This is a genomic window from Enterococcus sp. DIV0756 (assembly GCF_051710745.1).
Classification (GTDB): domain Bacteria; phylum Bacillota; class Bacilli; order Lactobacillales; family Enterococcaceae; genus Enterococcus_A.
Genome location: NZ_JBIOLF010000001.1, coordinates 485,075 through 509,868, shown reverse-complemented (window position 1 = coordinate 509,868; position 24,794 = coordinate 485,075). Strand labels below are relative to the sequence as shown.

21 protein-coding genes and 1 riboswitch are annotated in these 24,794 nt (G+C 39.9%); of the genes, 4 read left to right on the top strand and 17 right to left on the bottom strand.

All coding sequences use genetic code 11. The annotated features are described in order from the left end of the window. Position 1 precedes the first annotated feature (1 nt). Genes IGI44_RS02475 through IGI44_RS02465 form a run of 3 tightly spaced genes read right to left on the bottom strand, consistent with a single transcriptional unit; the run spans position 2 to position 2,036 of the window. Positions 2 to 475, bottom strand: coding sequence for a PTS sugar transporter subunit IIB (locus IGI44_RS02475; protein ID WP_438786180.1), 474 nt, complete (start codon positions 473 to 475; stop codon positions 2 to 4). Positions 476 to 500: 25 nt separating this feature from the next. Then, positions 501 to 932 carry a PTS sugar transporter subunit IIA gene (locus IGI44_RS02470; RefSeq protein WP_438786179.1) on the bottom strand — a complete coding sequence of 144 codons (432 nt, stop codon included), beginning with the start codon at positions 930 to 932 and terminating at the stop codon, positions 501 to 503. A 30-nt stretch (positions 933 to 962) separates the two neighbouring features. Beyond that, the gene (locus tag IGI44_RS02465; RefSeq protein ID WP_438786178.1) at positions 963 to 2,036 is read right to left on the bottom strand and encodes an alcohol dehydrogenase catalytic domain-containing protein; all 1,074 of its coding nucleotides are present in this window, start codon (positions 2,034 to 2,036) and stop codon (positions 963 to 965) included. Between the two features lie 384 nt (positions 2,037 to 2,420). Here IGI44_RS02465 and IGI44_RS02460 point away from each other — a divergent pair, with 384 nt between their 5' ends. After that, on the top strand, positions 2,421 to 3,194 hold the full coding sequence (locus tag IGI44_RS02460) for a DeoR/GlpR family DNA-binding transcription regulator (RefSeq protein WP_438786176.1): 774 nt from the start codon (positions 2,421 to 2,423) through the stop codon (positions 3,192 to 3,194). Positions 3,195 to 3,349: 155 nt separating this feature from the next. Here the strand turns inward: IGI44_RS02460 and IGI44_RS02455 are convergent, their stop codons facing one another. From IGI44_RS02455 to IGI44_RS02425, 7 genes are all read right to left on the bottom strand, one after another. Further along, positions 3,350 to 8,158 carry an MSCRAMM family protein gene (locus IGI44_RS02455; RefSeq protein WP_438786174.1) on the bottom strand — a complete coding sequence of 1,603 codons (4,809 nt, stop codon included), beginning with the start codon at positions 8,156 to 8,158 and terminating at the stop codon, positions 3,350 to 3,352. 353 nt (positions 8,159 to 8,511) lie between these two features. Next, positions 8,512 to 8,646, bottom strand: coding sequence for a hypothetical protein (locus IGI44_RS02450; protein WP_002302374.1), 135 nt, complete (start codon positions 8,644 to 8,646; stop codon positions 8,512 to 8,514). Positions 8,647 to 8,689: 43 nt separating this feature from the next. After that, a complete protein-coding gene (locus IGI44_RS02445) occupies positions 8,690 to 9,994 on the bottom strand; it encodes an IS91 family transposase (RefSeq protein WP_438785899.1) in 1,305 nt (434 codons plus the stop codon). Between the two features lie 168 nt (positions 9,995 to 10,162). Continuing rightward, complete coding sequence (locus IGI44_RS02440) at positions 10,163 to 10,672, bottom strand: DNA-3-methyladenine glycosylase I (RefSeq protein ID WP_438786173.1); 510 nt, start codon at positions 10,670 to 10,672, stop codon at positions 10,163 to 10,165. Between the two features lie 111 nt (positions 10,673 to 10,783). Next, positions 10,784 to 11,140 (bottom strand): VOC family protein, encoded by a 357-nt coding sequence (locus tag IGI44_RS02435; RefSeq protein WP_438786172.1) that lies wholly within the window; start codon positions 11,138 to 11,140, stop codon positions 10,784 to 10,786. Between the two features lie 95 nt (positions 11,141 to 11,235). Further along, on the bottom strand, positions 11,236 to 13,890 hold the full coding sequence (gene mgtA / locus IGI44_RS02430; RefSeq protein ID WP_438788900.1) for a magnesium-translocating P-type ATPase: 2,655 nt from the start codon (positions 13,888 to 13,890) through the stop codon (positions 11,236 to 11,238). Positions 13,891 to 14,089: 199 nt separating this feature from the next. After that, positions 14,090 to 14,521, bottom strand: coding sequence for a GNAT family N-acetyltransferase (locus IGI44_RS02425; RefSeq protein ID WP_438786171.1), 432 nt, complete (start codon positions 14,519 to 14,521; stop codon positions 14,090 to 14,092). A gap of 445 nt (positions 14,522 to 14,966) precedes the next feature. After that, positions 14,967 to 15,136: riboswitch (M-box (ykoK) riboswitch) on the bottom strand. Between the two features lie 434 nt (positions 15,137 to 15,570). On the opposite strand from IGI44_RS02425, the gene IGI44_RS02420 reads away from it, so the two are divergent. Next, positions 15,571 to 17,037 carry a helix-turn-helix domain-containing protein gene (locus tag IGI44_RS02420; RefSeq protein WP_438786170.1) on the top strand — a complete coding sequence of 489 codons (1,467 nt, stop codon included), beginning with the start codon at positions 15,571 to 15,573 and terminating at the stop codon, positions 17,035 to 17,037. A gap of 40 nt (positions 17,038 to 17,077) precedes the next feature. Here the strand turns inward: IGI44_RS02420 and IGI44_RS02415 are convergent, their stop codons facing one another. Further along, the gene (locus IGI44_RS02415) at positions 17,078 to 17,779 is read right to left on the bottom strand and encodes a DUF975 family protein (protein WP_438786168.1); all 702 of its coding nucleotides are present in this window, start codon (positions 17,777 to 17,779) and stop codon (positions 17,078 to 17,080) included. Positions 17,780 to 17,861: 82 nt separating this feature from the next. Continuing rightward, entirely contained in the window at positions 17,862 to 18,728 is an 867-nt protein-coding gene (locus IGI44_RS02410) for a LysR family transcriptional regulator (protein ID WP_438786167.1), read from the bottom strand. 111 nt (positions 18,729 to 18,839) lie between these two features. On the opposite strand from IGI44_RS02410, the gene IGI44_RS02405 reads away from it, so the two are divergent. Beyond that, entirely contained in the window at positions 18,840 to 19,403 is a 564-nt protein-coding gene (locus IGI44_RS02405; RefSeq protein WP_438786166.1) for a chromate transporter, read from the top strand. Beyond that, positions 19,403 to 19,951 (top strand): chromate transporter, encoded by a 549-nt coding sequence (locus IGI44_RS02400; protein WP_438786165.1) that lies wholly within the window; start codon positions 19,403 to 19,405, stop codon positions 19,949 to 19,951. The genes IGI44_RS02405 and IGI44_RS02400 overlap by 1 nt, the downstream gene beginning before the upstream one ends. Positions 19,952 to 20,188: 237 nt before the next feature. On the opposite strand, the gene IGI44_RS02395 is transcribed toward IGI44_RS02400, so the two are convergent. The 5 genes from IGI44_RS02395 to IGI44_RS02375 form a co-directional block, all read right to left on the bottom strand. After that, positions 20,189 to 20,899 (bottom strand): winged helix-turn-helix domain-containing protein, encoded by a 711-nt coding sequence (locus IGI44_RS02395; RefSeq protein WP_438786164.1) that lies wholly within the window; start codon positions 20,897 to 20,899, stop codon positions 20,189 to 20,191. Between the two features lie 46 nt (positions 20,900 to 20,945). After that, positions 20,946 to 21,365: a hypothetical protein gene (locus IGI44_RS02390; RefSeq protein ID WP_438786163.1), complete on the bottom strand. Its 420-nt coding sequence runs from the start codon at positions 21,363 to 21,365 to the stop codon at positions 20,946 to 20,948. A gap of 2 nt (positions 21,366 to 21,367) precedes the next feature. Beyond that, positions 21,368 to 21,745 carry a LytTR family DNA-binding domain-containing protein gene (locus IGI44_RS02385; protein ID WP_438786162.1) on the bottom strand — a complete coding sequence of 126 codons (378 nt, stop codon included), beginning with the start codon at positions 21,743 to 21,745 and terminating at the stop codon, positions 21,368 to 21,370. 120 nt (positions 21,746 to 21,865) lie between these two features. Next, the gene (locus IGI44_RS02380; protein WP_438786161.1) at positions 21,866 to 22,966 is read right to left on the bottom strand and encodes a class C sortase; all 1,101 of its coding nucleotides are present in this window, start codon (positions 22,964 to 22,966) and stop codon (positions 21,866 to 21,868) included. Positions 22,967 to 23,050: 84 nt separating this feature from the next. Next, complete coding sequence (locus IGI44_RS02375) at positions 23,051 to 24,766, bottom strand: SpaH/EbpB family LPXTG-anchored major pilin (RefSeq protein ID WP_438786160.1); 1,716 nt, start codon at positions 24,764 to 24,766, stop codon at positions 23,051 to 23,053. Between the last annotated feature and the right edge of the window lie 28 nt (positions 24,767 to 24,794).

Sequence of the window (24,794 nt, the reverse complement as noted above, 5' to 3'; positions counted from 1 at the left end):
TTTAGAGCAATCCTTCAATTGCTTGTGAACCTTGATCTGGAATAACATGGATCTTCATTTTGACCTGTTGCCCAACAATCTTTCGGAAGGTTTCCTTCTCTTCCTCCGAAGCCGAAATATTTTTATGGAAGGTTTTACGATCTTTGCGAGCGCCCATTCCACCAATAATGATCTCATCGAAGGACACCCCATTTTCGATCAGCTTCCAATACGTCTGTGGTTCTTTTGCCAATACAATGATGCGGTGACCATCTGGAATATTCGACAACAACGTCGTGCCTTCTTCAACCGTTAAAATAGACAATTTGATCCCATTTGGTACCGCCATTGACATAATCGATTTGGTAAACTCATCTCCAGCCGTGGCGTCATCCACGATAACGATATGATTTCCTCCTGTAAATTGCAGCCAGGCCGTCATTACTTGCCCGTGAATCAAGCGATCATCGATTCGTGCTAATACGATTTCTCCCATTTCCAATCCACTCCATTTCTACTTTTTAAGCCTTTGCATTTTTTTCCAGCTTGGCCATTTCTTCTAAAAACTCTTTGATCCCATCTTTACCCGCTGTCATTGCCGATTGGTACATCGTTTCTAAATCTGATCCGATCATGCGCTGATTGAAGGCTTCGATGAGCATTGGCAGATTCACGCCTGACACTAGCCGGTAGCGATGATCCTTCAATTGATTGAAGGATAGCGCTGCTTGGTTATAGGGACTTGCTGAAAATAAATCAACCAAAACCAATACGCCATCTCCCGTATCCAGCTGACAGATGCCTGCTTGAATTTTTTCGTTGAATTCGCCGATGTCGTCTCCATGCTTTAAACCCAGCGTTTGACACGCCTCTTGTTCCCCCATGATGAGACTCAAGCTGTCCATGAGCCCATTTGCCATCTCTCCGTGAGTCACAATCAATATTCCTGTCATACTCTCACCTCATTCTTTTGTCAGTCGTGTTTACCAATTAAAATGCATCACTGTTTTATTCCAGCCTGGATTTTCGACAAATTTTTCCATGACCGCTCGAAAATCTTCGCCTGTTGAAATCTCAACAATTTTTTCTGGCAAAATTTTACTCAACGCTCGCCGATATTCCGGTTTTTTCATGCCTTCAACAACCGCTTCAAAATCCGTCGTTGATGAACGACTGCTGCCGTGAGCAGTAATTCCTTTTTCCAAAATGTCTCGTGTATCGATCGGAACCAGCTCTTCCGTCACCCCCATAAAGATGATGTCCGCCAGCGAATCCGCGATGTCGATCGCTTGATTCAGTGCGCTTTCGCTGAATTTCCCACCCGTACATTCAATCAGCACATCAAATTTTTCCTGTGAGTTTTTAAAATCGTACGTCAGCACATTCTCTGTGCGGGCAAACTCAAAATGAGTCAGCTTGTCATCGGCTGCACCAAAAACAACAAATCGTTCTTCGTCGACTCCATATAGATACTTCAGCATCACTGCGGTAAAATAGCCCACTGGACCATCTCCAAAAAGCGCCACCCGAGTATCTGCTTTTTTCAGTTTCTCCTCCACATGACTGAGCGCATGATGGGAAACTGACGAGAGCTCCGCCAAAACCGCAATTTCATTCGGGATCTCCTCAGGGATAAGCACTAAACATTCTTCCGGATGAACCAACCGGCTTTGAGCCATTCCATCATAGCCGCTCCCTAAGAAAGCATTCCCTTTTGAGTAATTCACTGGAATCCCCGGCTTCTGATCAATCTCGGGATGTAGAATTTGTCCCGGTATATTCGGAACGACCACTACTCGATCTCCACGCGAGAATTTCTCAGAACGGCTCTCCTTAACTACTGCAATTCCTTCATGGAGCAGAGCCATTGGTAATTTCTTGGCTAAAGCCTCTGGTCTTCGTAATCCTGCGAAATACCTTAAATCTGCGTGGCAAATGCTTGCATAGGTTGGCTCAACCGCCACCCACCCTTCAGGGATGTCTCTTGTTTTATTCACCTCGTCAATGATTCCTGGCTCAACCAGACTAAAAACTCTTGATTCAACCGCTTGTTCCATCAATTCTCCTCCTCGTAAACGAGCGCTCATTTAAACTCTTTATCGCTCGTTTACGAGTATAGCACCGACAAATGGATCTGTAAACGCTTTATTTTTTAAAATATCAACAAACTTTCTCACAAATAGTTATGGATAAGTATGTTTATTCAAGATAAAAAAACAAAAATAAATAATTGAGCTCACTAACAACCAATTTTTTCAGCAAATGCTTGAAGCTTTTTATTCTATTTATTTAAAAAAATGCTCGTAGATGCTCGTTTCCGCACGGATTGCGATTGTATGTATTGACACCCTCTGATCTTTTCCCTAGACTGATAGTGAGAAAGTCTTTCAGCGGTGGGGATCATTCCTTTATTCACTGAGAAAGCGAGAGGATGAAGTACCATGCTAACAGGAGAGCGTAGAATAAAATTGCTAGAAACAATCGAGAGCAAACAATTTATTTCTGTTTCTGAATTATCAGAGATTTTTCAAGTTCATGAAACAACAATTCGAAGAGACCTCGATGAATTGGAATCACAGGGGTTGGTTGTCCGAATCCATGGTGGAGTGGTTCCGGCAAGTATCAAACAGGATGAACCTGTTTTTGAAGATCGAGCAACTGAAAATATTTTGGAGAAAACGCGGATTGGAAAATATGCGACGAATTATATAAAGAGCGGCGAAGCGATCATTTTGGACTCCGGTACAACTACCCTGCAAATTGCCAAAACGTTAAATGAAATGCCTCAGCTGCAAGATATTACGATCATTACGAATGACGTCAATATCGCTTCTGTCCTACGATCCAATCGAGGCATTACCACGATTGTCACCGGAGGAACACTCTTTCATGACAGCTATATGCTGAATGGTCAAATCGCTAACGAATCACTGCAGCAGTTAAGTGTAGATACAGCCTTTATCGCCACTCCTGCGCTTAATGTTGAAAAGGGCTTGACCCATTTCAACGAACTATTGATTGCAACCAAAAAAAATATGATCGATGCTGCGGCAAAGAAAATTGTCGTCAGTGATCACACGAAAATCGGCCGACGAGCGCTGTATACCTTTCTTCCGATTGATCAGATCGATCTGCTTATTACCGACAATCAAACGGATAAGAAGCTTATTGACGAGATGTACAAAAATGGGATTAAACGAATCGAGCGTATTTAGCCAAACCAGCAGATGAATGTTATACCAATTTTTTATTTTATTCGAAGATTGACTGATTTAAATACTTCTTTTATTTACCAAAAAAAGCCAGTGGAATGAACGAATTCTCGTCATTCCACTGGCTTTTTAGTTAATCACAGTCTTGTTTCTTTACATTATTTTTTGCGTTTAAAGTAAATCACACTGCCTGCAACAAGTACTATGACAATCCCAACGATTACTAAGACCATTGATTTTTGTTCGCCTGTTTTAGGCAGATACGTATGGCTGCGTCCGATATAGTTAGTAGAAGTAGACACTGTACTATTCGTAGTGCCAGCCTTTCCGCTTGCCTTCACATTTTCTTTTCTGACTGTAACCAATTGCTTCTTCGCTTCGGTTAATTGGAAGGTCACCGGTTTGGTATTCAATACATAGCCCTTAGGCGCCTCGGTTTCCACAAATTGGTACTTCCCTGGCTTCAAGTCTGTCACCGCAAGGGTTCCTGTTTCGTCAGTCTTCAATTTGTCTTTTAAGACCTTCCCTTGTTGATCCTGTAAAGCAAATGTCGCATCTGCCAATCCTTCGCCTGTTTTACTGTCTATTTTTCTCAGCACAACGGCGCAAGTCAGACCCTTATTCGATTTCTCTACTCGAACAGGACTTGTTTGGTTCTCTTTAATCGTAAACGTCACTGGTTTTGCATCTAGCTTATAGCCTGCAGGGGCTTTGGTTTCAACAAATTGATAATCCCCAGGTTCTAAGTCCTGCACCGCTAAACGACCATTATCATCCGTACTCATTTTAGCAGTTTCAATCGTTTTTCCTGCTTGTGTTTGTAAAATGAATTGCGCCCCGGCCAAAGGTTGATTGGTAGCTTCATCAACTTTTTCTAAAATAACGCCATTATCGATCGTTTTATTGGTCTTTGTTAACTCAATTGTGTCGCTTTGATCTTTGATCGTAAATTTCACCGGCGTCGCATCTTTTACATAGCCTGTTGGCGCTTCGGTTTCGACTAATTGATAGGTTCCTGGAGCCATCGTCTCAAGTGAAAGCTTACCCGATTTATCTGTCACTAACGAAACAGCTGTTTCTATGGCTTTTCCTTTGCTGTCTTGTAATTCAAAGACTGCGCCAGATAAAGCTTCTCCTGTTTTCGCATCTGTTTTCGTCAGAGTGACTGTTCCTGATTTCGCTGGTGATTTTGTATTGGTTTTTTCAACTTCAGCAGCTTTAGCTTGCGCTTTCGTAATAGTAAACTCAATGGGTGCTGCATCCTTTTCATAGCCTGTCGGCGCTTGCGTTTCGACAAATTGATAGTCCCCTGGTGCTAAATCCTTTACTTCTAGAATTCCGTCCCCATCGGTGGCCAAGTTGTCTTTTACAGTCTCTCCAGCGCTATCCTGTAATTGGAAAATCGCGCCCTTCAACGTTTCCTTTGATTGATCATCGATTTTGGTTAATCGGACTGTTCCTGTTGCTAACGTATTGGTTTTCTTAAGATTGACGACTTGCCCTTGGCGTTCAGTGATCGAGAACTTAACGGGAGTGTCATCTTTTTGATAACCGACAGGTGCCGCTGTTTCTACAAATTGATAATCACCTTTCGGCAGACCGGTCACCTTAAATTGGCCATCTGCATCTGTTTCATGATCCTCACTGATTAATTCACCATCAATTTTTTCTAACTTAAATTTCGCACCCGCTAAAGGTTCCTTTGTTTGACTATCTGTTTTAGTCAGCTCGACACTGTTTGGAATGGTTTCTTTATTGACAACTTTTATTGTGTCCATATCCTCGACCAAGGTAATAGCTTTACCAACTTCGTAATCAGGATTGATCTCATAGCCATTCGGTGCTTTGCTTTCCTTCAATAAATAGTTGCCTAACGGTAACCCCGTAAAGGTTACCTCACCAGTATCGTCGGTATCGGCTTTAAGTCCTGTTTCTGTTCCATCTTCTTTAAGAATTTCAAAGGTTGCTCCTGTGAGAGGTTCGTCCTTCTCATTTACCTTCAAGACAGATAGATCGGCGGTCTTCACTACCCCAGTCCCGCTGCCGCTAGTAAAGCTTAAATTCACGGATGAACCAGCTCGTCGATAGGAGACACTCAAAGAACCATAGCTTGCGGAACTTACCTGAGAAGTATTACTTACCCCACCTGGGAACTCACTGACCGTGTCGTATTTCACTTGAATATTGCTCTCTGCTTTGTAATCAGAAAAAGCTATTTTGAACGTATTTCCTGTAATCGTCAAACGATAATGATCTGTACTGATTTTCTCACCAGTAGCTGTATCGGTCACCACGAAAGACGTTGGATCATAGGCCGCATTCGTCGTTCCTGGTGTCAGAGTATCAGTAATCTCAGGATCTTGAACGGGCAGATTCGCTGAAATATTTCTCGTCGTCACTGTCCAATTGGCTACATTTTCTTTTATTGGATCTTTTGCAGCAGATTTTAACAGCGCATATTCATAGTTGTACGCATACAGACTAGCTTTATATTCAGCCGGCGCCTTCGTGTCATAGGTGACTTTCGCCACATTATCTAAACGATTATAGACATACCAATCTCGCTTGACCCGTGTCCGATATTTTACATAAACACGTTTAGCACCTAATTTGCCAAACTCTAAATTGATTTGGTTGTTCGCAGTGTCAATCTTCGTCGGATAAGCATCTGATCCTTCTTGGACCAGATTGTAGTCATTCGCTAAATAGCGTGACATATTATCGATCATCGACTGGTTTGTGACCTCTTCAAAGCGCAAAGTTCCTGGAACTAGCTCTGTGCCAGCTGGCAAGCTGTCCTCCATCTTCGTCAAATTGAACTTAACTCCGGTGGAATTTAAAAAGACCAACCAATCTTGATACAAATAGTTACCGGATGTGCTAGCATTTTGGGCTAGTTTTGCTCCGCCTGTATAATAAGGATCGATAAAGGTTCCTTTTGCCTCATACTCAATGACTCCTGGAGTATCGCCATAATTGAGTGTCGCCTTATTTTTGATCTCCGTTTTCTGTTCAGATGTTTCGATCTTGGTCTTGATCGTAATGACCAATGTATCCTTCAATTCTGCGTAATCACCAAGGAAGTCGATTCGCACACCGCCATTAAAATCATCGGGTGCGCCATTGACATTCGGCCGTGCTCCGACTGGTGAACCATTCTCATCAAATCGAGTTATTTTGTAGTCAACATTTTCAGTCAACGGAACGGATTCGGTATCAGAAATCTTTTTATTGATCGTCAGTCCAGTATAATCCTTGACTGCACCAATAAAGTAATCATGAACGACGGGTTTTTTCATCGTATATTTCTCAGCATTGACAGTGATGTTCCATTCCATCGTCCGATTGAAAATATCGATCGTTCCCGCTTCTTTTGATAAGAGATTCGGAATAAGACTCACTTGCGCTTCCTTCGTGACCGTTCCATGAGTCACCTTATTCTTAATGATCCGTTCAGTCGGATCATTAATTTTAGTGGAGTATTTGATTACATATGCCTGCGTCGTGTTGCTCTTAGGTGTAAGGGTCAACGAGCCGGAATTCTCAGGTGAAACTGTAAAGTCACTGGCTCCGTCCCCTTGAGAAACGACTTCATAGCTGTTGCCGCTACTATAATTAAAACCAACCTTTTCAATGCTGATTGAACCGGCAACTAACGCGACTCCTTGATCCGTTAAATCTGTAAGAAGCTGAGAAGCGCTTGTTAGGTGCTGCTCATTAAAATTGTACTTGATCTCCCAATCGATAGCGCCAGTTTCTTGATTGATTTTCCCTTTTGCCTCTAAAGGCTGCAAGGTTACAAATGTTTTAGACGTAGAGGCAGAATTTAATTGGCTGCCATTCTCATAGGTATATGAATACGCATAGAAATAGTTGTACTCATTGCCTGTGATGGATTCATCCACGTAGTTTTTTCCATCGATTCCAGAGACTACAGATTCAGCGATTATTGCCTTTTTCCCGATCGATTTTAACAAGTTGATTTCTGCTGTCGCACGAGTCGTTCCGGCATTCTTATAAACGATTTCGTAATCAACATCTTTGGTCAACAACGCTTTGCTGCCGACCAACGCGCCATTAAAGTCAACATCGCTAGCATATACTTTGACGGAATCAAAACTGATTTTACTGTTGCTGTTATATGCTTCAATTCGATACATCCGATCAGTGTTGTCTGTTCGATCCAAATTAAATACTGAAGTTAAATCAGCCTTCTTAGGATTCAATGTATCCACTGTTAATGCCAGACTATTTTTTCCTGGATCAACACTTGACGTCATTTCTATCGAGTAGGTCGTCGGTGTTGGCGCTGTATCAAACACAACTTTTTGATTTTCCTCATCAATACCTGATACTTTCTCAAGTGAGGTTACCAATGTTAAATCATAAACTTCAGAAGAGACGTTGTCTTCTAAGAAGGTAATCGTTAATTCTTTAGTAGCCGCATTTATCGACCATTCAGCAGAAGTCATTGGACTAAACTTACCTGATAGATCTTTAGCGATCGCTACTTGTGCAGGCAATTGTGTTGTGAAGGTATCACCTTTCTGATAATTCTTATTTGAAAAAGAGAATTTTAACGCCAACTTTATCCCGGTCATGTTCGGCAGGGTATCATTGGGCTGAACTTCATCTCCATTGATTTTATACATTTTTACTGAGCTGAAAATATTATCAGTAATCGCTGTACGCGCTTGCTTCTTTGGCTGCTCTTTACTTTCAGATTCTGCTGTTGCTTTGCTCGCTTCGGCTGAATCCGTCGAACTGCTTTTTTCAGAGGTTTTATCCTCACTAGATGAAGAGGATGGTACCGACGACGTTGGCTTGGTTGAAGAAGCGATCGGCTCCTTAGCCTCTGTCGAATTTATCGTTGATTCAGTTGTGCCCTGTGCATAGGCAAAAGCGGGACTAAGCGTTTGCAAAACCAACAACAAAACCAACCCAAAAACAACTAATTTATTTTTCATAACCACTAACACCTTTCATGATTTTATGATCAACGAGAGCGATAATAACAGCTGCATTAAATTACTTGTAGTTTATTTTTTATACAAATAATTTAAAAATAATCGCTTTCGATTAATAGATTATAAAACAAGGTTAAAAGTAAAACAACACCAAAAGTGATTTTTCATTTATAACTTTTAATTATTTAATCGATGATAAAAATAGTTTATTTTCTTTTTTAGTTTTTTATAAATAAATTAGTCGATAAAAAACTAGAGATAAGATGGACAAGACTGGGATTAAGTGAATAGATAAGATAAGAAAACCTCAGGAGAAAACCGCTCCTGAGGACTTTTTGTTTAGATGAATCATTTTATTGTCGATCACTGATTCTAAATTCGTATCCAAGTACGTTCTTATAATATTCTGGATACATCTCTCCACCGCATTTTTCGCAATCAAATTGCGGAGCGTTCTCAGGATCAAATGCAACATCTCCTGCATCCAAAAATTGAACCACTTCCTTTGGAATTTTTTCCTTTATCCCACATTCAAGACAAATGTAATGAACCACTCCATTGGAATCGAAGGCTTTTAAAAGCTGCTTCTTTTTCTTTTTCATACTTACGTTTCGATGCTTCTTCCCCAATTTTTTTATTCTCCTCTCGCATGAATCGTTCCGATTCTTTATTCTTCGCATATTTCACTACAAGTCGTCCATTTTTAGACACACTAACTCCACTAAATTCATAATATTCGCCACATCTAGTACATTCCAATGGATTTACTCCGAATTCTTCGGCTATTCGTTCACACCATGATTTTGGTTTAAGTGCTTTCTTCACATTCACAAGCATTCGTTGAATCTCTTTCTGGTAATTACTTACTACTTTTTTCATGATTGTCTTGATCCGCCGACTATAAATGCCGTATCTACGAATTGTTTTGAACTGGTTCTCTGGAATATGACGAATCAGTGCACCAATAAATTCCTCTGCCGACATCGTCTTTATCTTATCCGTGTTAGTTCGTTTATCGTGATACTGAAACATCACTATTTTCCCATCGTACAAAAGGATACGATTTAAAGCAATGGGACCACGTTTCATATAACGACTGATATATTCTAATATTTTTTTGAGAGAAGTTCGGCTCCTTTTGGGTGCATGCACGTAAAAGCCCTCTGCATTTTTCGTGTACGCCGCTTGTAAAAGCGGCTGGACTCGTGCCTTATCCCATTGGGATAAGGTTCTTCGAATAAGCTTTAGGACCGCATTCTGCCAATATTTCCTCAACATTGCGAACGGAAAATAGTCATAGTCCTTCCATTTTCCATCCTTCGTCAGTCCACCCATGGTGACGACTAAATGAACATGCGGATTGTATTCTAGCTGAGAACCGAAGGTGTGGAGTGTTGCCACAACCCCAGCTTGTATATGGTGTTTTCTAAAAAAATCTAATAGTATCCGTGCAGCTTCGTCCATTAATCCTTTTAAAAGCTCCCTACGATACTTCTCCTTCAGAAAAATCTCACGTAAACCTTCATCGATCGTGAAGATGACGTGCCGATGTGTCACTGTAAACAGATCATTCGCCGCAACCTCTGCCCACCGTTGACTTTCCCCTGTTGCACAAGTTGGACAAAATTTCCCTTTACAGCGAAAAGCAACTTTCTTTACATCATGGCATCCTTCACAGACAAATAGGCGGTAACCTTTTTTAAGGTCGCCACAATCGCGAAACTTCTTCACTTCTCTTTTCACAACGGATCGAATCCTTCTCGTGTACCTTTGATTGAACTTCTCCCAGTTCTGATATTCATCAAAGAAAATGGCGTGTAAAATATTGGGTTTCATGTCTCTAGTTTAATAGGAAAAAGACCAGATGAAAAGCGGTCAAAAGATTGATGTATCAATCCTTTGACCGCTTAAAATGTTATACTCCCTTTAATGTCAAAAAAATGCAGTTAAAGTTGTAGTAACTACAACTTCAACTGCATTCTTTTATTTATTTAAATCCTCAGTTTAGTTTCCCCACACCTGATCCTGCAAAATTCCCGCTGCTTTTAAAAACATGCAAGTGACGATTGGGCCGACGAAGGTAAAGCCTCTTTTCTTCATATCTTTTGCGATCACCGTCGCTTCAGGCAAAGTATTCGGGACTGCGTCCACTGACTCATATTCATGGATAATCGGTACGCCGCCAACGAAATCCCATAAATAATCAGCAAAGCTATCATAGTCCTCCAGTAAATTGACAATTGCTCGCGCATTTTGCACCACCGCTTTGATTTTTCGCGGATTGCGAATCATTTCTGGGTCCTTGGCAATCTGATCAATGTCTTCAGGAAAGAAAGCCGCAACTTTGCGGAAATCCATTCCACAAAAATTTCTTTCGAACACTTCTCGTTTGCTAGCTGCTGCTTGCCAACTTAAACCTGCTTGAAAAACCCCTATTGTCAATAACAAAAACAGCAGCCGATCATCATGGGTCGGCTCTCCCCAGCGATCACTATACCACTGAGATTTATTCACTCTACTACACCTCTATTCGTTACTGATCATCCTCTTATTCAGTATACCCAACACTCAACGTTTATAAACAAAAAGATAGAAAAAAATACTGGCCTTTCAGCCAGCATTTCGTTAAACTTCTTTATGGCAAACAGCCTCAATGTTATACCCGTCTGGATCAAAGATAAAGGCGCCATAATAATTTTCATGGTAATGCGGACGGACACCCGGTGCGCCATTGTCAACTCCGCCTACCTTCATAGCCGCTTGGTAAAACTGATCGACCGTTGCTCGATCCTGCGCGCTAAATGCCAAATGGATCTTGCTTGGTTCACTTTTAACAATCCAGAGGTCGCCGCCTTCTGCTCCAAAGCAAACGCCATGATCCATTTCAACTTTTACCTGATAGCCCAACGGTTCTAACGCTTCTTTGTAGAATGCTTTACTCTTCTCTAAATCACTGACACCAATACTTAAATGATCAATCATGCACTGCACCTTCCTTTTCATTTTACTAGCCTTAGTATAACTGAAAAGAAAGCGCCTACCAAGCCAAATCATTAAGAAAAAAACGAATCGGATTCTTACAATAATTCACCATAACGGCGAATATAAATCCGTTTAACTACAGTAACTAAAGCCAGATAAAGAACCATTGTGACAAATAGCCATAGCCAATAGTTTCCTGGCAATGGCAGCATTCCTAAGTTTCTGCCAAAATTTGTAAAGGGCACGATCGAACCTACCGCGATTCCTAAAGTCGTGATCACAATCATAATGAATGAAGCACGGCTTTGCAAGAATGGCACTTTCGGTGTTCGCAATGCATGCAGCACCATCGTTTGGGTCCAAAGTGATTCCACGAACCAACCAGCATGGAAAATCGCGATAAAGGTCACTTGTTGTGATGGACTCAATGTATGGTAGCTCCCGCCTAGCATTGCTGGACAAATAATGAAATACATCAATAGATATGTCGTGATATCAAACACAGAACTCGTTGGTCCAATCCACAACATGAACTTGCCAATGTTGGCAGATATCCAGCTTTTTGGTTCATCCAAATATTCCTTATCCATCTTATCCCACGGAATCGAAATACAAGAAATATCGTAAATCATATTCAAAAATAGCAGCTGCAATGGCAGCATTGGTAAGAACGGCAGGAAGGTACTAGCAATCAAAACAGAAAACATATTCCCAAAGTTCGAGCTGGCAGTCGCCTTGATATATTTCATAATATTGCCAAAGGTTTCTCTGCCTGAGACGATTCCCCGTTCCAAAACCATCAAATCTTTTTCCAGCAAGATAACGTCCGCTGATTCCTTCGCAATATCCACAGCGGTATCCACGGAAATACCAACATCGGCGGCCTTCATCGCAGGCGCATCATTGATCCCGTCTCCTAAGAAGCCGACGGTGTGGCCGTTTTCTTTTAATGCATGCGTAATTCGTTGTTTTTGCTGCGGATTCAATTTGACAAAGATATTGTATTTTTCTACGACATCCGCTAATTGCGGATCGTTTAGATTGGCGATTTGTTCACCAGTAACTAATTCTTCCGATTCCAAACCAACCTGTTTGCAGACCGATTTCGTCACTAGCGCATTGTCGCCTGTCAGTACTTTGACGCCCACACCATGGGTCTTCAGTGTTTCTAACGCTTGCTTCGTGGTTTCCTTTGGCGGATCTAAAAAGGCCAAGTAACCAATTAGAACCATTTCTGACTCATCCGATACAGAGAATTCACCAACGACGCTGGGGTTGGTTTTTTGTGCCACCCCAAGTACCCGCAAGCCATCGCTGTTTAGTTCCTTTACTTTTTCTAGAACCTCTTGCTTGGCCTCTTCCGTTAATGGTGTGACCTTTCCTTTAAAATCGACGAAGCTGGAGATTCGCAGCATCTCTTCAATCGCGCCTTTGGTGATCATTTGGGTTTTGCCATCATTATCCGCGACAACAACACTCATCCTGCGACGGTCAAAATCAAAGGGAATCTCATCAACCTTTTGATAATTGATGGTACTTGTATCCAACTCATTTTGTGCGGCGTCAATAATGGCGACATCCATTAAATTTTTCAAACCAGTTTGATAATAGCTATTTAAGTAGGCATGACGTAACACGCGTGGATCTTCTGTGCCGTCACAATCTAAATGGTACTCCAAAATAATTTTATCTTGAGTCAATGTCCCTGTTTTATCGGTACAAAGCACATCAACGGCACCAAAATTTTGAATCGAATTGATATTTTTAATAACAGTGCCTTTTTTAGCCATTCCCGATGCGCCTTTGACTAAATTTGTAGTAACAATCATTGGCAGCATTTCAGGTGTCAATCCTACAGCAACCGATAAGCCGAACAAGAAGGCTTCCATCCAATCGCCTTTGGTCAAGCCATTGATTACAATGACTGTAGGTGCCATTAGCGCCATAAATTTGATGAAGATATACGAAGTCTTCTTGATTCCCACTTCAAAATTCGTCAAATCGGGCTTGGTACTCAAGGATTTTGCTACATCGCCAAAAAGCGTGCGATTTCCAGTTGCGATCACGACCCCTTCCGCGCTTCCGCTAATGACATTGCTTCCCATGAAGACCATGTTTTCATAGCTAGTCTCAGAATCTTGTGTGACAACATTGCTCTCTGCTTTTTTTTCAACCGGATAGCTTTCTCCAGTCAAAGCCGATTGAGAAACAAATAAATCCTTTGTGACCGTTAAACGGACATCCGCTGGAATCATATCCCCAGCAGAAAGTTTTACCACATCACCACAGACGATTTCCTCAATCGGAAGCTCAAGGAATTGATTTTTTCGTCGCACCGTCGCTGTGACTTTCACTAAAGATTTTAATTTTTCAGCGGCTTGATTTGAACGAACCGATTGGATCAATGTCATCGTTCCGCTAATCATGACCATCGTAAAAATAATTGCACTGCCAAAATAATCCCGGTCTGCTGGAGCAGCGATTACTACATCCGTTGTAAATGACGTTAACCCTAAGCCGATCAGTACCAATGTAAATGGTGTAATGTATGCTTTTAGCACTTCCAAAATGAATGGCGTCTTTTTGCCATATGAGATTGTATTGTCTCCATATTGTTCTCTGGCAATATCGGCTTGTTCTTCCGATAAGCCTTTTTTTGATGTATGAAATGTTTCAAAAACATGTTCTGCTGTTTTTCTAGCAAACAGATCATAATTTACTTTTTGAGTATTCTTAGTTACTTTTTCCACTGTTCTTACCTTCTCTCCAAAAAAAATTCGCCATAATCCTATCCCAATCATCAGATAGATAAGAATGTTTCCGAATGTTTTCATTTTTATTGCCTCCTAATGTGGGCTCACGGAGAGAAGAAGGAGCTAAAAACAAATAGACAAGAATAATTTGCCGATGCTCCATTCTTCATTTATCCATAAACCCGATCTTCGCGAACTACTGTCGTCCATTTGTTTTCATCTCCTTTGTATTTATTCGACTCAAGGGTTGTCGAATGTCTTTCTTAAACACTTTCAAAATCAATTGGTCTTCTTGATATTCGTAAGGCAATTCTTGATAAGCCAGCTTGTCATAAAAGCCCCAAGCTTGTTTCCTGCCTGTCAAAAAAATAGTCGAAAAGCCGCATCGATGAGCGATTTCCTCCGCATAGATCATCATTTTTTTCCCCAAGTGTTTGCCCTGCGCTAGCGGGTCAATTGCAACTTGTTTAATCTGAACGAATGAGGATGTTACAGGATGCAGCAACAACGTTCCTACTACTTCCTCTCCATATCGCACGACCAAATGAATATCCTGCTTTTCTTCAATCGGTGCTTCAAATAAATACGGTTTTCCCGCGCTTTCCTTCAACACTCGATTCCGAAGCATCAATGCTTCCCGATAAAATAGACTGTTCCATCTCACTAACATAAACACTGTTTTACCATGATGATTCCTCCTTTGTTTTTGATTGAAAAATAAAATAGATGGTTGTTGATGATTAGCAACTGTTGAGGAATTCATTTCTCACGTATAAGATCAAAACTACGACTGAACTTTTTTAGCAGAAACTGTTGGCAGCTAGCTCCTATTTAGGAATTAATCGTGCTAAACAACTACTTATGCTTATAAAGCTAGCTCATAATCACAGTATGGATTTTTTCTAACGTAAAAATTCAACAGATTTTCGTACGCATACCATTTTACTAATCTACTAAAGTAGAAAGTAAAACTGGCAACTGCAAAAAGTTGGACTCGCAAAAAAAGGCCTTTCGCTTTAAAAAACTCAGCGAAAGGCCGTAAAAAATCCATCTTAAATAAAAGACAAATACTCTTGTCGATCTAGTCGTTGAGTTTTGGCACTATACAACGTAAAGACAAACATCTTAGCTACCTTAAGAAAAGCCTTGTATTCGACAATTCCTGTTCTACCCATTGGCGTCTCTCGACATTTTTGGGCAGTAGCCTATGTTTGCATAGGAGCCTCACCTAACAAATCATATTCTATTTTTCTTTTCAAAATCTAACAAAATAAACGAACATTGTCAATAGGTTCTATAAAAAGTTGTTAAAAATAACTTTAGTTTTTTATAAAACCCGTATTTTATCTAATAATTACAGGGAACTAATTATTTCCATTCATTCTAGAATAATTAGTGATTCCAAAAATTTTACAACATTTCATTTTTTTGAAAAAAACGAACATTAAAGATAAAACGCCCTCCGTTCCCAAGAAAAAAAGATTATTTTTAAAGAAAAGCAGTTCATTGTATCTTAACAGTCAGATTTTCCGAATATTCAAATCATTCGAATCTTTCTAAAATAAAGACGAAGTTTCATCCATGCTAAAATTAATTTAACTTATATTTAAACACCCATGATAATTTTTTACTGCTATCTTCAACTTTTAAGAAATTCAATAGAAAGGAGTGGCTTTTATGTACAGAGATCTTTTTATGACGAATCAGCAACGAAAAAAAGTGCATTTTTTTAAACAAATGGAGGATTATCCTGCGGGTGAATACTCCGTACATACACTTAGTCAAAAATTCAACTCCAGCTATCCGCCATTTCTTCAGATGCTTCAAGAGCTAGATGACTCATTAAGAAAATTAAATGAAGCACCGCTATTGATTGAACCTTCAAAAGTCTATTGGGAGAGCGACTCAAGCAGGTCCAATACCTTCTTAATTGAGCAGGTAAAAAATTCCATTCCTTATCGTTTTTTATTGACCTCTTTGTTCTATCCCGAGAAAAATTTGAAGGATTTTAGTAAAGAAATTTTTGTGAGTGAATCAACGATTTTACGGCGCTTACATCCCCTAATGGATCATCTCGCGAAGTGCAATATTCGGATCAATTTTTCTAAAATGGAACTGACAGGCCGTGAAGCGGTTATTCGCTTAGTCTACATCAAAACATTATGGGCAGCCTCATTGGGAGAAGATATCAACTTCAGCCCACTTTCTTTTGAAAAGGAAGAGGCCTTGTTGAATGAGATACATTCATTACTGCCTTCGCACCTTCATCCAAAATTAGCCCGTTTGATGCTTTGTGTCAATCGGTTGCGAAATGAGCAAAAAAATTACTTGGGCGAGGCCCCCTTTGAAGACCTGTTGTTCTCTCAGACAAAGCCGCTGTTAGAACACTATTTTTCCGGCCTCTTGGATTCGCGTATCCAAATACGACGAAATATCGAATTTTTGAATTATTTATTTTATTATTATCCGTATTGCGTCAAAAACGATGGTCAGATTCTAAACCCTTTAATGCTCTATTACGCCAAAAATATCGAAGAACGCGATCCATTGTGTTTAGCCATTGATGCCTTTCATCGTTATTGCTCAAAAGAACTGCTCCAAGACACGTTAAACGAACAGGAAGAAAAACTGTTACTAGATAATATCGCCCGAACATTCTTGAACTATTCGATCCAGAAAAATGAAATTCCTTTACTTTTTGAGACTGGCAATAAGGAGCAATTTCTTCAGTCTGAACTGTATACACAGCTTTACCCGGCAATCCGCAAAACAGTTCGCAAATTAAGCCGACGCAAGCAATTGGAATGGTTAGCCACGGTTGATGCGTCTATTTCAAAAACCTTATGTTTAAGTCTTTTGCCCCACTTTACCGTGACCGACGAAAAGGTTCAGGTAGGCATAGTAGCGATCCCAAACTACCTTTATCTGCAACAGGTCGTCAAATTCTTGAGTAATCTCAGCTTCATCGATATTGTGTTTCAACCGCAAGCCGATGAGCCGATTGATCTTTTTATTACTACCTTCAAAGAATTGCTGCCTGCCAATACCAATGATTATTATTTGATCAATATTTTGAATGCCGATTACCAATCCGATCTTTTACCACGTTTACTGACGATTCAAAATAATAAAAGATTTGTCTAAAAAAAAAGCTGAACTCATTTTTTATGAGTCCAGCCTTTTTTTAGATATTCTTTTGCAAATCTTCATAGAACGCAGCTTTCGTAGCAGATATATACGGTGCCACCCATAAATAAGCAATACCTAAAGTTAGAGCCGTCACAATATACCAACCGATAAATGTCACATCCAGCCAGAACAATCGTCCCTTATGACCAATCATTAAATGACGACTTGCAGTAATCGTGTCCAACACTTTTGGTTTTTCACCAGTTTGTTGGATTTGATCATAATAGATAAAGTAGCTTTGCGAATACGCATAAGCTTTTACAATTCCAGGAATGATAAATAGGAATGTCCACAAGGTCGTAAATATATTCGTAAGCAATGCTAATAGAATCACGCCACCGATAAATACTCCTTGAAATCCGCGAAACGCGTCTTTCATTGGTTCGATTTGCGTACGCTCACCTCTTAGCAAATCTAAATAAGTCCAAGATATTCCGCTCATGAATAATGCGCTAATGATTGAGGACACTAAACTTGTTCCACCACCACTAGCATTAGTTTGCTGATACTCTGAAACAGAAGATATCATGCCATCACTTGACCCATGGATAAAAAACCAAATCAACCCAGACAAGACAACAAAAAACATCACAGCAATGGTCAGCAGTGTCGGAATAAGATTTAAAATAACCGCTTGCCCCCATTTACCTCTCAACGCATCTTTCGCTTCTGCCTTTAATTCAGCAGTCGTTTTCATATTTGATTAACCCCTCTCTTTAATCAATAGTTTAATATATAGTGGCTATTTTAGAAAGTCATACAAACAAACTTGTATGAACCTAGTTTATTTGATGCAGCATTTCCCAAAAATCAGCTATTATTCGTGATTGATACCGACTTTTACGTATCAAGGCTGAAATATCATTCGTTAGGTGCCAGTCCATAATTTTCACTTCCGTTAACTTTTTTTGCAAGATCTCTTCCTTGACTAACCGGTAAGGCAAGACAGACAACCCAAATCCAGCCTTGACTGCTGAGATCAGCGCCTGTGAATCGACACTTTCCCAAACCGGAAACAGCTTAAAGCCCTGTAATACAGCAAAGGATTCAAACGTTTCCCGAACCGCACTTCCTCTTTCGCGCAATAAAAGCGGGCGTTGTAAAAGTTCAGCGAAGCTAAGCTCCTCCTCTTCTAAAGCGGCATGGGCCACTACGCATAGCCGATAATCCGCAATTCGCTTCGCTTGAAAGGAAGATTGCGAGACTTGTCCTTCAATAAAGGCTAAATCAACCTCACCACTTTCTAAACGAGCAATCGATTCTGCAGCAGGAAAAACCTGGATATTAAACTGTGTGTCTGGATAACTTGCATTAAATTGGTGCAATAACTGAGGAAGCTCAGTTTGCGCATACGTGATACAAGAAGCGATTTTTAATGGCGGCTGTTGTTCCAAATCAGGCAAACGAGCTTCCACAGACTCAAATTCTTCAATGATTGGTTGAATCTCCCGCAAAAACAATTCGCCAGCAGGCGTCAGCTTCACACTACGGTGCAGTCGTTCGAAAAGCTGAGTATCTGCTTCTTCCTCTAAATCTTTGATCGCATGAGAAACGGCTGACTGTGTTAAATACAAATTAGTTGCTGCTTTCGTGAAGTTGTTGGTTTTCGCAATTTCACGAAAAATCACGCATTGTTTAAAGTTCATAGCTGCTCCTTTGACATGAATTCATTTCATAGTTATACACTAATAATATCATTTCACACATGGCAACCCAAGACTTATACTTAAGAGAAAGCAGAAAGAAAGGTTGTTTCCATGACAAAACTAAAATTCTATTTATGGTTGGCTTCGATCAATCTATTTATTAGCACCTTTACTTTTGGCGGTGGTTATGTGGTCGTTCCTATGATCCGCAAGTATTATGTCGAGAAGAAGGGCTTGTTTTCCAACGATGAACTAATCGAAATGGCCGCAGTCGCCCAATCCTCACCTGGCGCCATCGCTATCAACTTAAGTGTGTTAGCTGGAAAAAGAGTGGCTGGTACTTTAGGAATTTTCATCAGTGCAATTTGTTCGATCATCCCTCCGCTAGTAATTTTAGGCTTTATTTCTAACTGGTATGCTGCATTTGCCGCAAACACAACCGTGATGGCGGTCCTAAAAGGAATGCAGGCCTGTGTGACAGCTTTAATCATTGATATCGTTGTTGATATGTATCAGCTGATTCAGCAGGAAAACTCGAAATTATTGAGCTTTTTGGTCCCAGTTTCCTTTGTTGCCAACGCGTTTTTCAACTTAAATGTGATCTATATTTTATTATTTAGTGTTGGTGCTTGTCTCATCCATACGTATTCTCAACAAACAAGGGAGGCCTCATAATGCAATTATTTTGGCCATTCTTCAAAATCGGTTTATTTAGTATCGGCGGCGGCTACGCGATCATTCCCTTAATTCAAGAACAGGTTGTCCATCAACAAGGTTGGCTAAACGAGAAAGTATTTAGCGATATCATTACGATTTCGCAAATGACTCCTGGCCCATTAGCCGTCAATACGTCAACCTTTGTCGGAATGCAGATTGATGGTATTTTTGGTGCGATCGTTGCTACTGTTGGCTGTATTTTAGGTGGCTGTATCATCTCAATCGGCCTGTATCAATTTTTCCAAAAGCATCACGAATCACTTTATGTCTCAAGCGCCTTGAAAAGCTTGAAAGCCTCCTCTGTTGGTTTGATAATGTCAGCAGGTTTTACAATCCTGCTTTTGACCTTCTTCGAGACCTCAGAATTTTCCAGTCACATCCTTTCACAATTTGACTGGAAAGCCGCGATTTTGTTCGTTGTTTCTTTCGCGATTCTACGAAAATTCAAACCCAATCCCATCTTGTTAATGTGTGTAGCAGGTGTTGTAGGCTTCTTAATATACTAAAAAAGCTGACCCAAAAGTCTTTTAGACTTTCGGATCAGCTCCTTTTCACAAATAAACGATGACTCATAAGTAGTATCTGCGGAAAAATAAGCCGAAAATCCGTTAAACTTTGAGAAGCACCCAGTAGGCACCAGTTACCATCAGTTCCTATGTCACTGTATTTCTTAGTAATTTTCGGAAATTCCTTCTTATTTCTTACGATTGAACACTTATGAGTTGGCCTCTTTAATCACTGATTTAGGAAAGAAGGGCTTCTTGTTCTCGCTCCTGCTCATAATATTCCAACGCAGTATTCGTTAACAAATAGCCTTCTCCCCAAGAGGTTTGGACTGTTTCTCCAGACACGCCGTCTTTTTTAAAGGCGATGCGCAATTTCTTAATTAAAATCGAAAGTTGGGCTAACCGCGATTTTGTTGCGCCGTCCGACCAGAGGTACTCACAAAGTTCTTCTCTAGAAATCACCTTGCCATTCGCTTGATAAAGCTGCTCTAAAGCGCGTCGCTCCAATTTGGATATGGATAGTGAACCAGTGGAAGTTGTTTCACCAGTATTGCCGATCCGACTTCCTACAAGTGATAAAATGACTTCCTGTGAGCTTGGACATTTTTCCCACTGACAAAGATTCTCCCGTAACTCTTCGACTGAGGCTTCTTCACTAATCCAACCATGAATGCCTTCCACTTGTTTTTCTGGTTCTTTTTCCAGCTTGCGTAAAATAATCTTGGATTCTGGAAGCAAAACTAGGAGCTGCTGCAATTCATTTTCAGAGATCGTTTCACTTAGAATAATGTAATCAAAATAACTAATCATCGGTAATTTTTTTGACTGTTGTGTCATTAAATAAAGCATATTCGTGCAGCAAAAAACTTCATAATTTAACCGTTGCAGTTTCGTTTGAAGTTTTTGTTCAACCAAAATATTCTTGGTTAAAAGTAGTACAGATACCATTTATTTCACCTCTTCTTTGGTGTTTATTTATTGTGTGTCTCTTAATTTACTCATGATCCTTTTTTTGAAATTTCTTTTTTAATTGCTTGTTCATTTGTTCAGTCATCTTCACACTTACACTGAATAATATGGCTTTACCGATAAAAAAACCGCCGATCATAACTAGAAAGGCCCAAAGCATAATCGTTGAGGGAACATTCCATTCAAAAAACTGACTACAGCCAATGAAGGTTATAAAAATAATAAAAAGATAGGTAACTTGAACCCAAAAGATTCCCAATAAATCCACTAAAGGATCGATATAGAAAATGCCACAACCAACGCCCACGATCAATGAAAAAATCAGGATAGAAGAAACATTTTCGTTCGTTAGCTTTGCGCCAGTAAAAAGTGCAAACACGATACTCAAGGTAAATATGAACGAAAAAATAATGGTTAACTCTCGAATGACAACCCATTTATTCATACTTAGTCCTCCATCCCTAATTGATTTTTTAAGTTGCGAACATAATTTCTCGAAATGGAAATCTTTTCATCGTTCTTCAACTTGACGATTAAGCGCCCATTGAAGGTCGGGCTAATCAATTCAATTTTTTCGATATTAAGAATAACTGACTTAGAGACGCGAATATACTGGGTGTCTTTATATTTGTCTTCCAACTGATAGAGTTTTTCCTTGATCTCAAACACTTCATCTTTTGTGTACAAAAAAACTTTTTTCTCTACCGCTTCAAAATAGTAAACATCCTTTAATTTTATTTTATGTAGCTGTTCATCTTTGTTTACCCATAGAAAAGCATTTTTCATTTGCAAAGAGTTAATCAAGCGCAACAAATCATCATCCAATGACTTGACCTTTAACGTGAGCTCTTCCTCTCCATGATCGATGATATCTACTTTAATTTTGATAGAAAAAACCTCCCGACCCTACCAGAATATTATACATAAAAAACAAATATAATTCCTTTAATTACTTTTGTTTTTTATTATATACGAAAAGTTCGTTTGATTAATTTTATCTATCCATAGTAAATATTGTTGTTTTTCTCCGTTTAATACGTACTTCCCCCCTTTAATATTAACCCCATTTATAACACCATCAGAATTAGGATGTAATATAATCGGTTGTTCTGCGAGATACAGTGGGTTATTACTTTTTTTATAGCACAGTTTATAAATGTCATTCATAGCATTATTAATCGAAATTTTATAATAATGATGGGCAATAATCCGATTTTTAATACGTCGCCAAAAAAGATACAGAATCACAGAAACAACAATTATCCCTGCAGCAACTACAAAAAACACTAGCAATCGTTGTTTTTGCTTTAGAGCAGCTAATTTTTGTTTTGCATCTGCAGGCAGTTTGGTCCTTTCTCCCGTTACTAATAAACGATGGGAATTGATCATATAAGGGGTACAAGTAAGGAGTGTTACCAAATCCTTATTGGCTTCGATCCGTAGTTGCTCCGTTTCTTCTGGTTTAACCACTTGAATCTTCACAACTTTATAGGCAAACGTATTTCCTCCAATTTCGATGTAAAAGAGATCTCTCGTTTTTAGTTCCGGCAAATCCGTAAAAAATTTTGCATTTGATAATCCGCGATGTGCCGAAATCACTGAGTGAGTATTTTTTCCACCAATCGGGTAAGAGGTTCCTTCCAGCAAAGAAGCCCCTCGCTCGAGAAAAAAATCGGTCGTTTGATCAAAAATCGGTAAACTGACAGAAATCTTAGGAATCGAGATCGTACCAATCGTATGGTCCGATAAATAATCAGGATTTTTCGCGAAGTCTTTCTCATCTTCTTTTCCGGAAAAAGGATCGCCTCCAGCATTGATCCCTTCCAAAGCCAATTTGGCATTCTGATCAGCCATTTTTTTCTGGGCGGCCGTTAAATTTTTCTGGTCTTCCAGATTCGCCTTTTCTTGAGCCTCCTCAATGATTCGCTGATCAAGATACGACATCACGGCATTTCCAATAAAAGGATACGAAATGGCTCCGATCCCAACGATTAAAATCAGCATCATCAGGACATCGATCATAATTTTTCTCTGCCATTTTTTCATTGAGCCACTCCCCTTTAACACAAAGACCGAGATTCAAATCACTAATGATTGATATCCCGGTCTATGAATGATCAATTGCTTGGTTTATTCTTCAACTGTTTCTTTGTTACGTAAGAAGTAAATTCCGACTGCTACTACAGCTACCACACCGACTGCAATAATCGCGTAGATACCACTGCCACCAGTCCCTGGTAATGTCCCTTTACGTTTGTTTTTTACTTCTGTTTCATCGCCAACTTTTATCGTTGCAGTATAAGTTCCATAGTCAACGGTAAAAGGTATATCTGTCGTTAATGCTACATACTCATTGCTTGGCGCTTGCGTTTCTTCTAACCAGTATTGGACTAATTCCTTACCGACTGTCGCCGGATGTGTTGGATCCCCCACTGAAGAACTGCCAGGTACTGTGTCTAAAGGCAAATCGGTTCCTGTTGCATCATGGCTCACTGTTCCTTCAAGACCGGTAACGGTGAACAATCCACTGCTGTCAGAAGTTAATTCTAATGCATCCGTTTTGGTTGTTGACCAACGAGATGGGCTGCTTGGTGTTGCCGCAGCGACCATGTATTCAGTTACTCCATTGTTTTTACGTTTAACGATAAACTTAGCTCCAGCTAGAGAAGTGCCGTTATCTTGATCGACTTTTTCAAAACGGCGTCCGTAAGTAATCACGTTATCGCCTGTCCAAGGCAATACTTCATCGTTACCAGTTGTTTTGTTTTTATAGGTCAGCGTTGCTTGGTTATCGATCCACTCATCTGGTGTAGTAGTTTCATCTAAATACATCCGGTATTTGAAGACTAATTTTTTGCCAGCGTATTTGCCAAGTTTTACAACATTTGGTGTTACTTTACTCAAGTCATTATCGGTGTTGAAAAACACATGGAAAATATTGTCATAACCAGTATTGATTGGTGTGCCGCTCGGATCCTCAACAACAGAGAAATCAACATCGCTAATTGCTGTTAAGTCACCGTTCGATTCAACGACATAAAGACCTTGATTATCTAAATAGTGCAAGTTTGGTTCTGATTCATCACGCAATGCGAATTTTGTATAACGATAGATTGGATTCGCAGGGTCGGTATTCGCTAACCCGTCGATCCCAACTGGGACATCAAATGTGATCTTAAATTCAATTGGTTCACCAACAGTAAAATCATCTTTAATTTCTTTTTCTTTGATAACATCAATATCATCCGTTTGAACGTTTTTTGGATATAAGAAAATTTTTGTCAATGCAGTGTTTGTAGGTGTGCCGTCTGTATTCATTTTGTAGACTGGGAAAATCACGACCATGTTGTCTGCTTTATTCGCATTAGAAACGTTACTTGGACGAGACGTTTCAACGAATAGATAGACAGCATCTTTTTCTACAGAACTGACTGTGACTTTATCTGGCAATGTAAATTTAGTATGCCCTGACGGATCCGTGGTTTGCTCAGCTGCGGCTTCATCTAGACCAGATTCTCCAGCTGCAGCAATTGCATCACGCAATTGATTGACTGTCCAAGTTGGATTTGCTGCTGCTAATGTGTAAAATTTTTCTGTTGCATCATAAACGGTAAACCCAACATCTTTCAACGGACGACCGCCATTGTCCGTATGCCAGTCTTCGTCTTTTTCCCCGGTATTTTGAATATCTGCTGGTTTTGTATCATACGCACCCTTATAAATATTTACTTCTACATTTGTTGGTGCTGCTTCTGCGACAAGACCAGTACCTAATAGTCCAGCAAAGCTGCTTGCCATGAAGATAATAACGCCCAGTATTCCCCAAATCTTTCTCTTCATTTTCATGCCTAATACTCCTTTTTCATTTTAATGT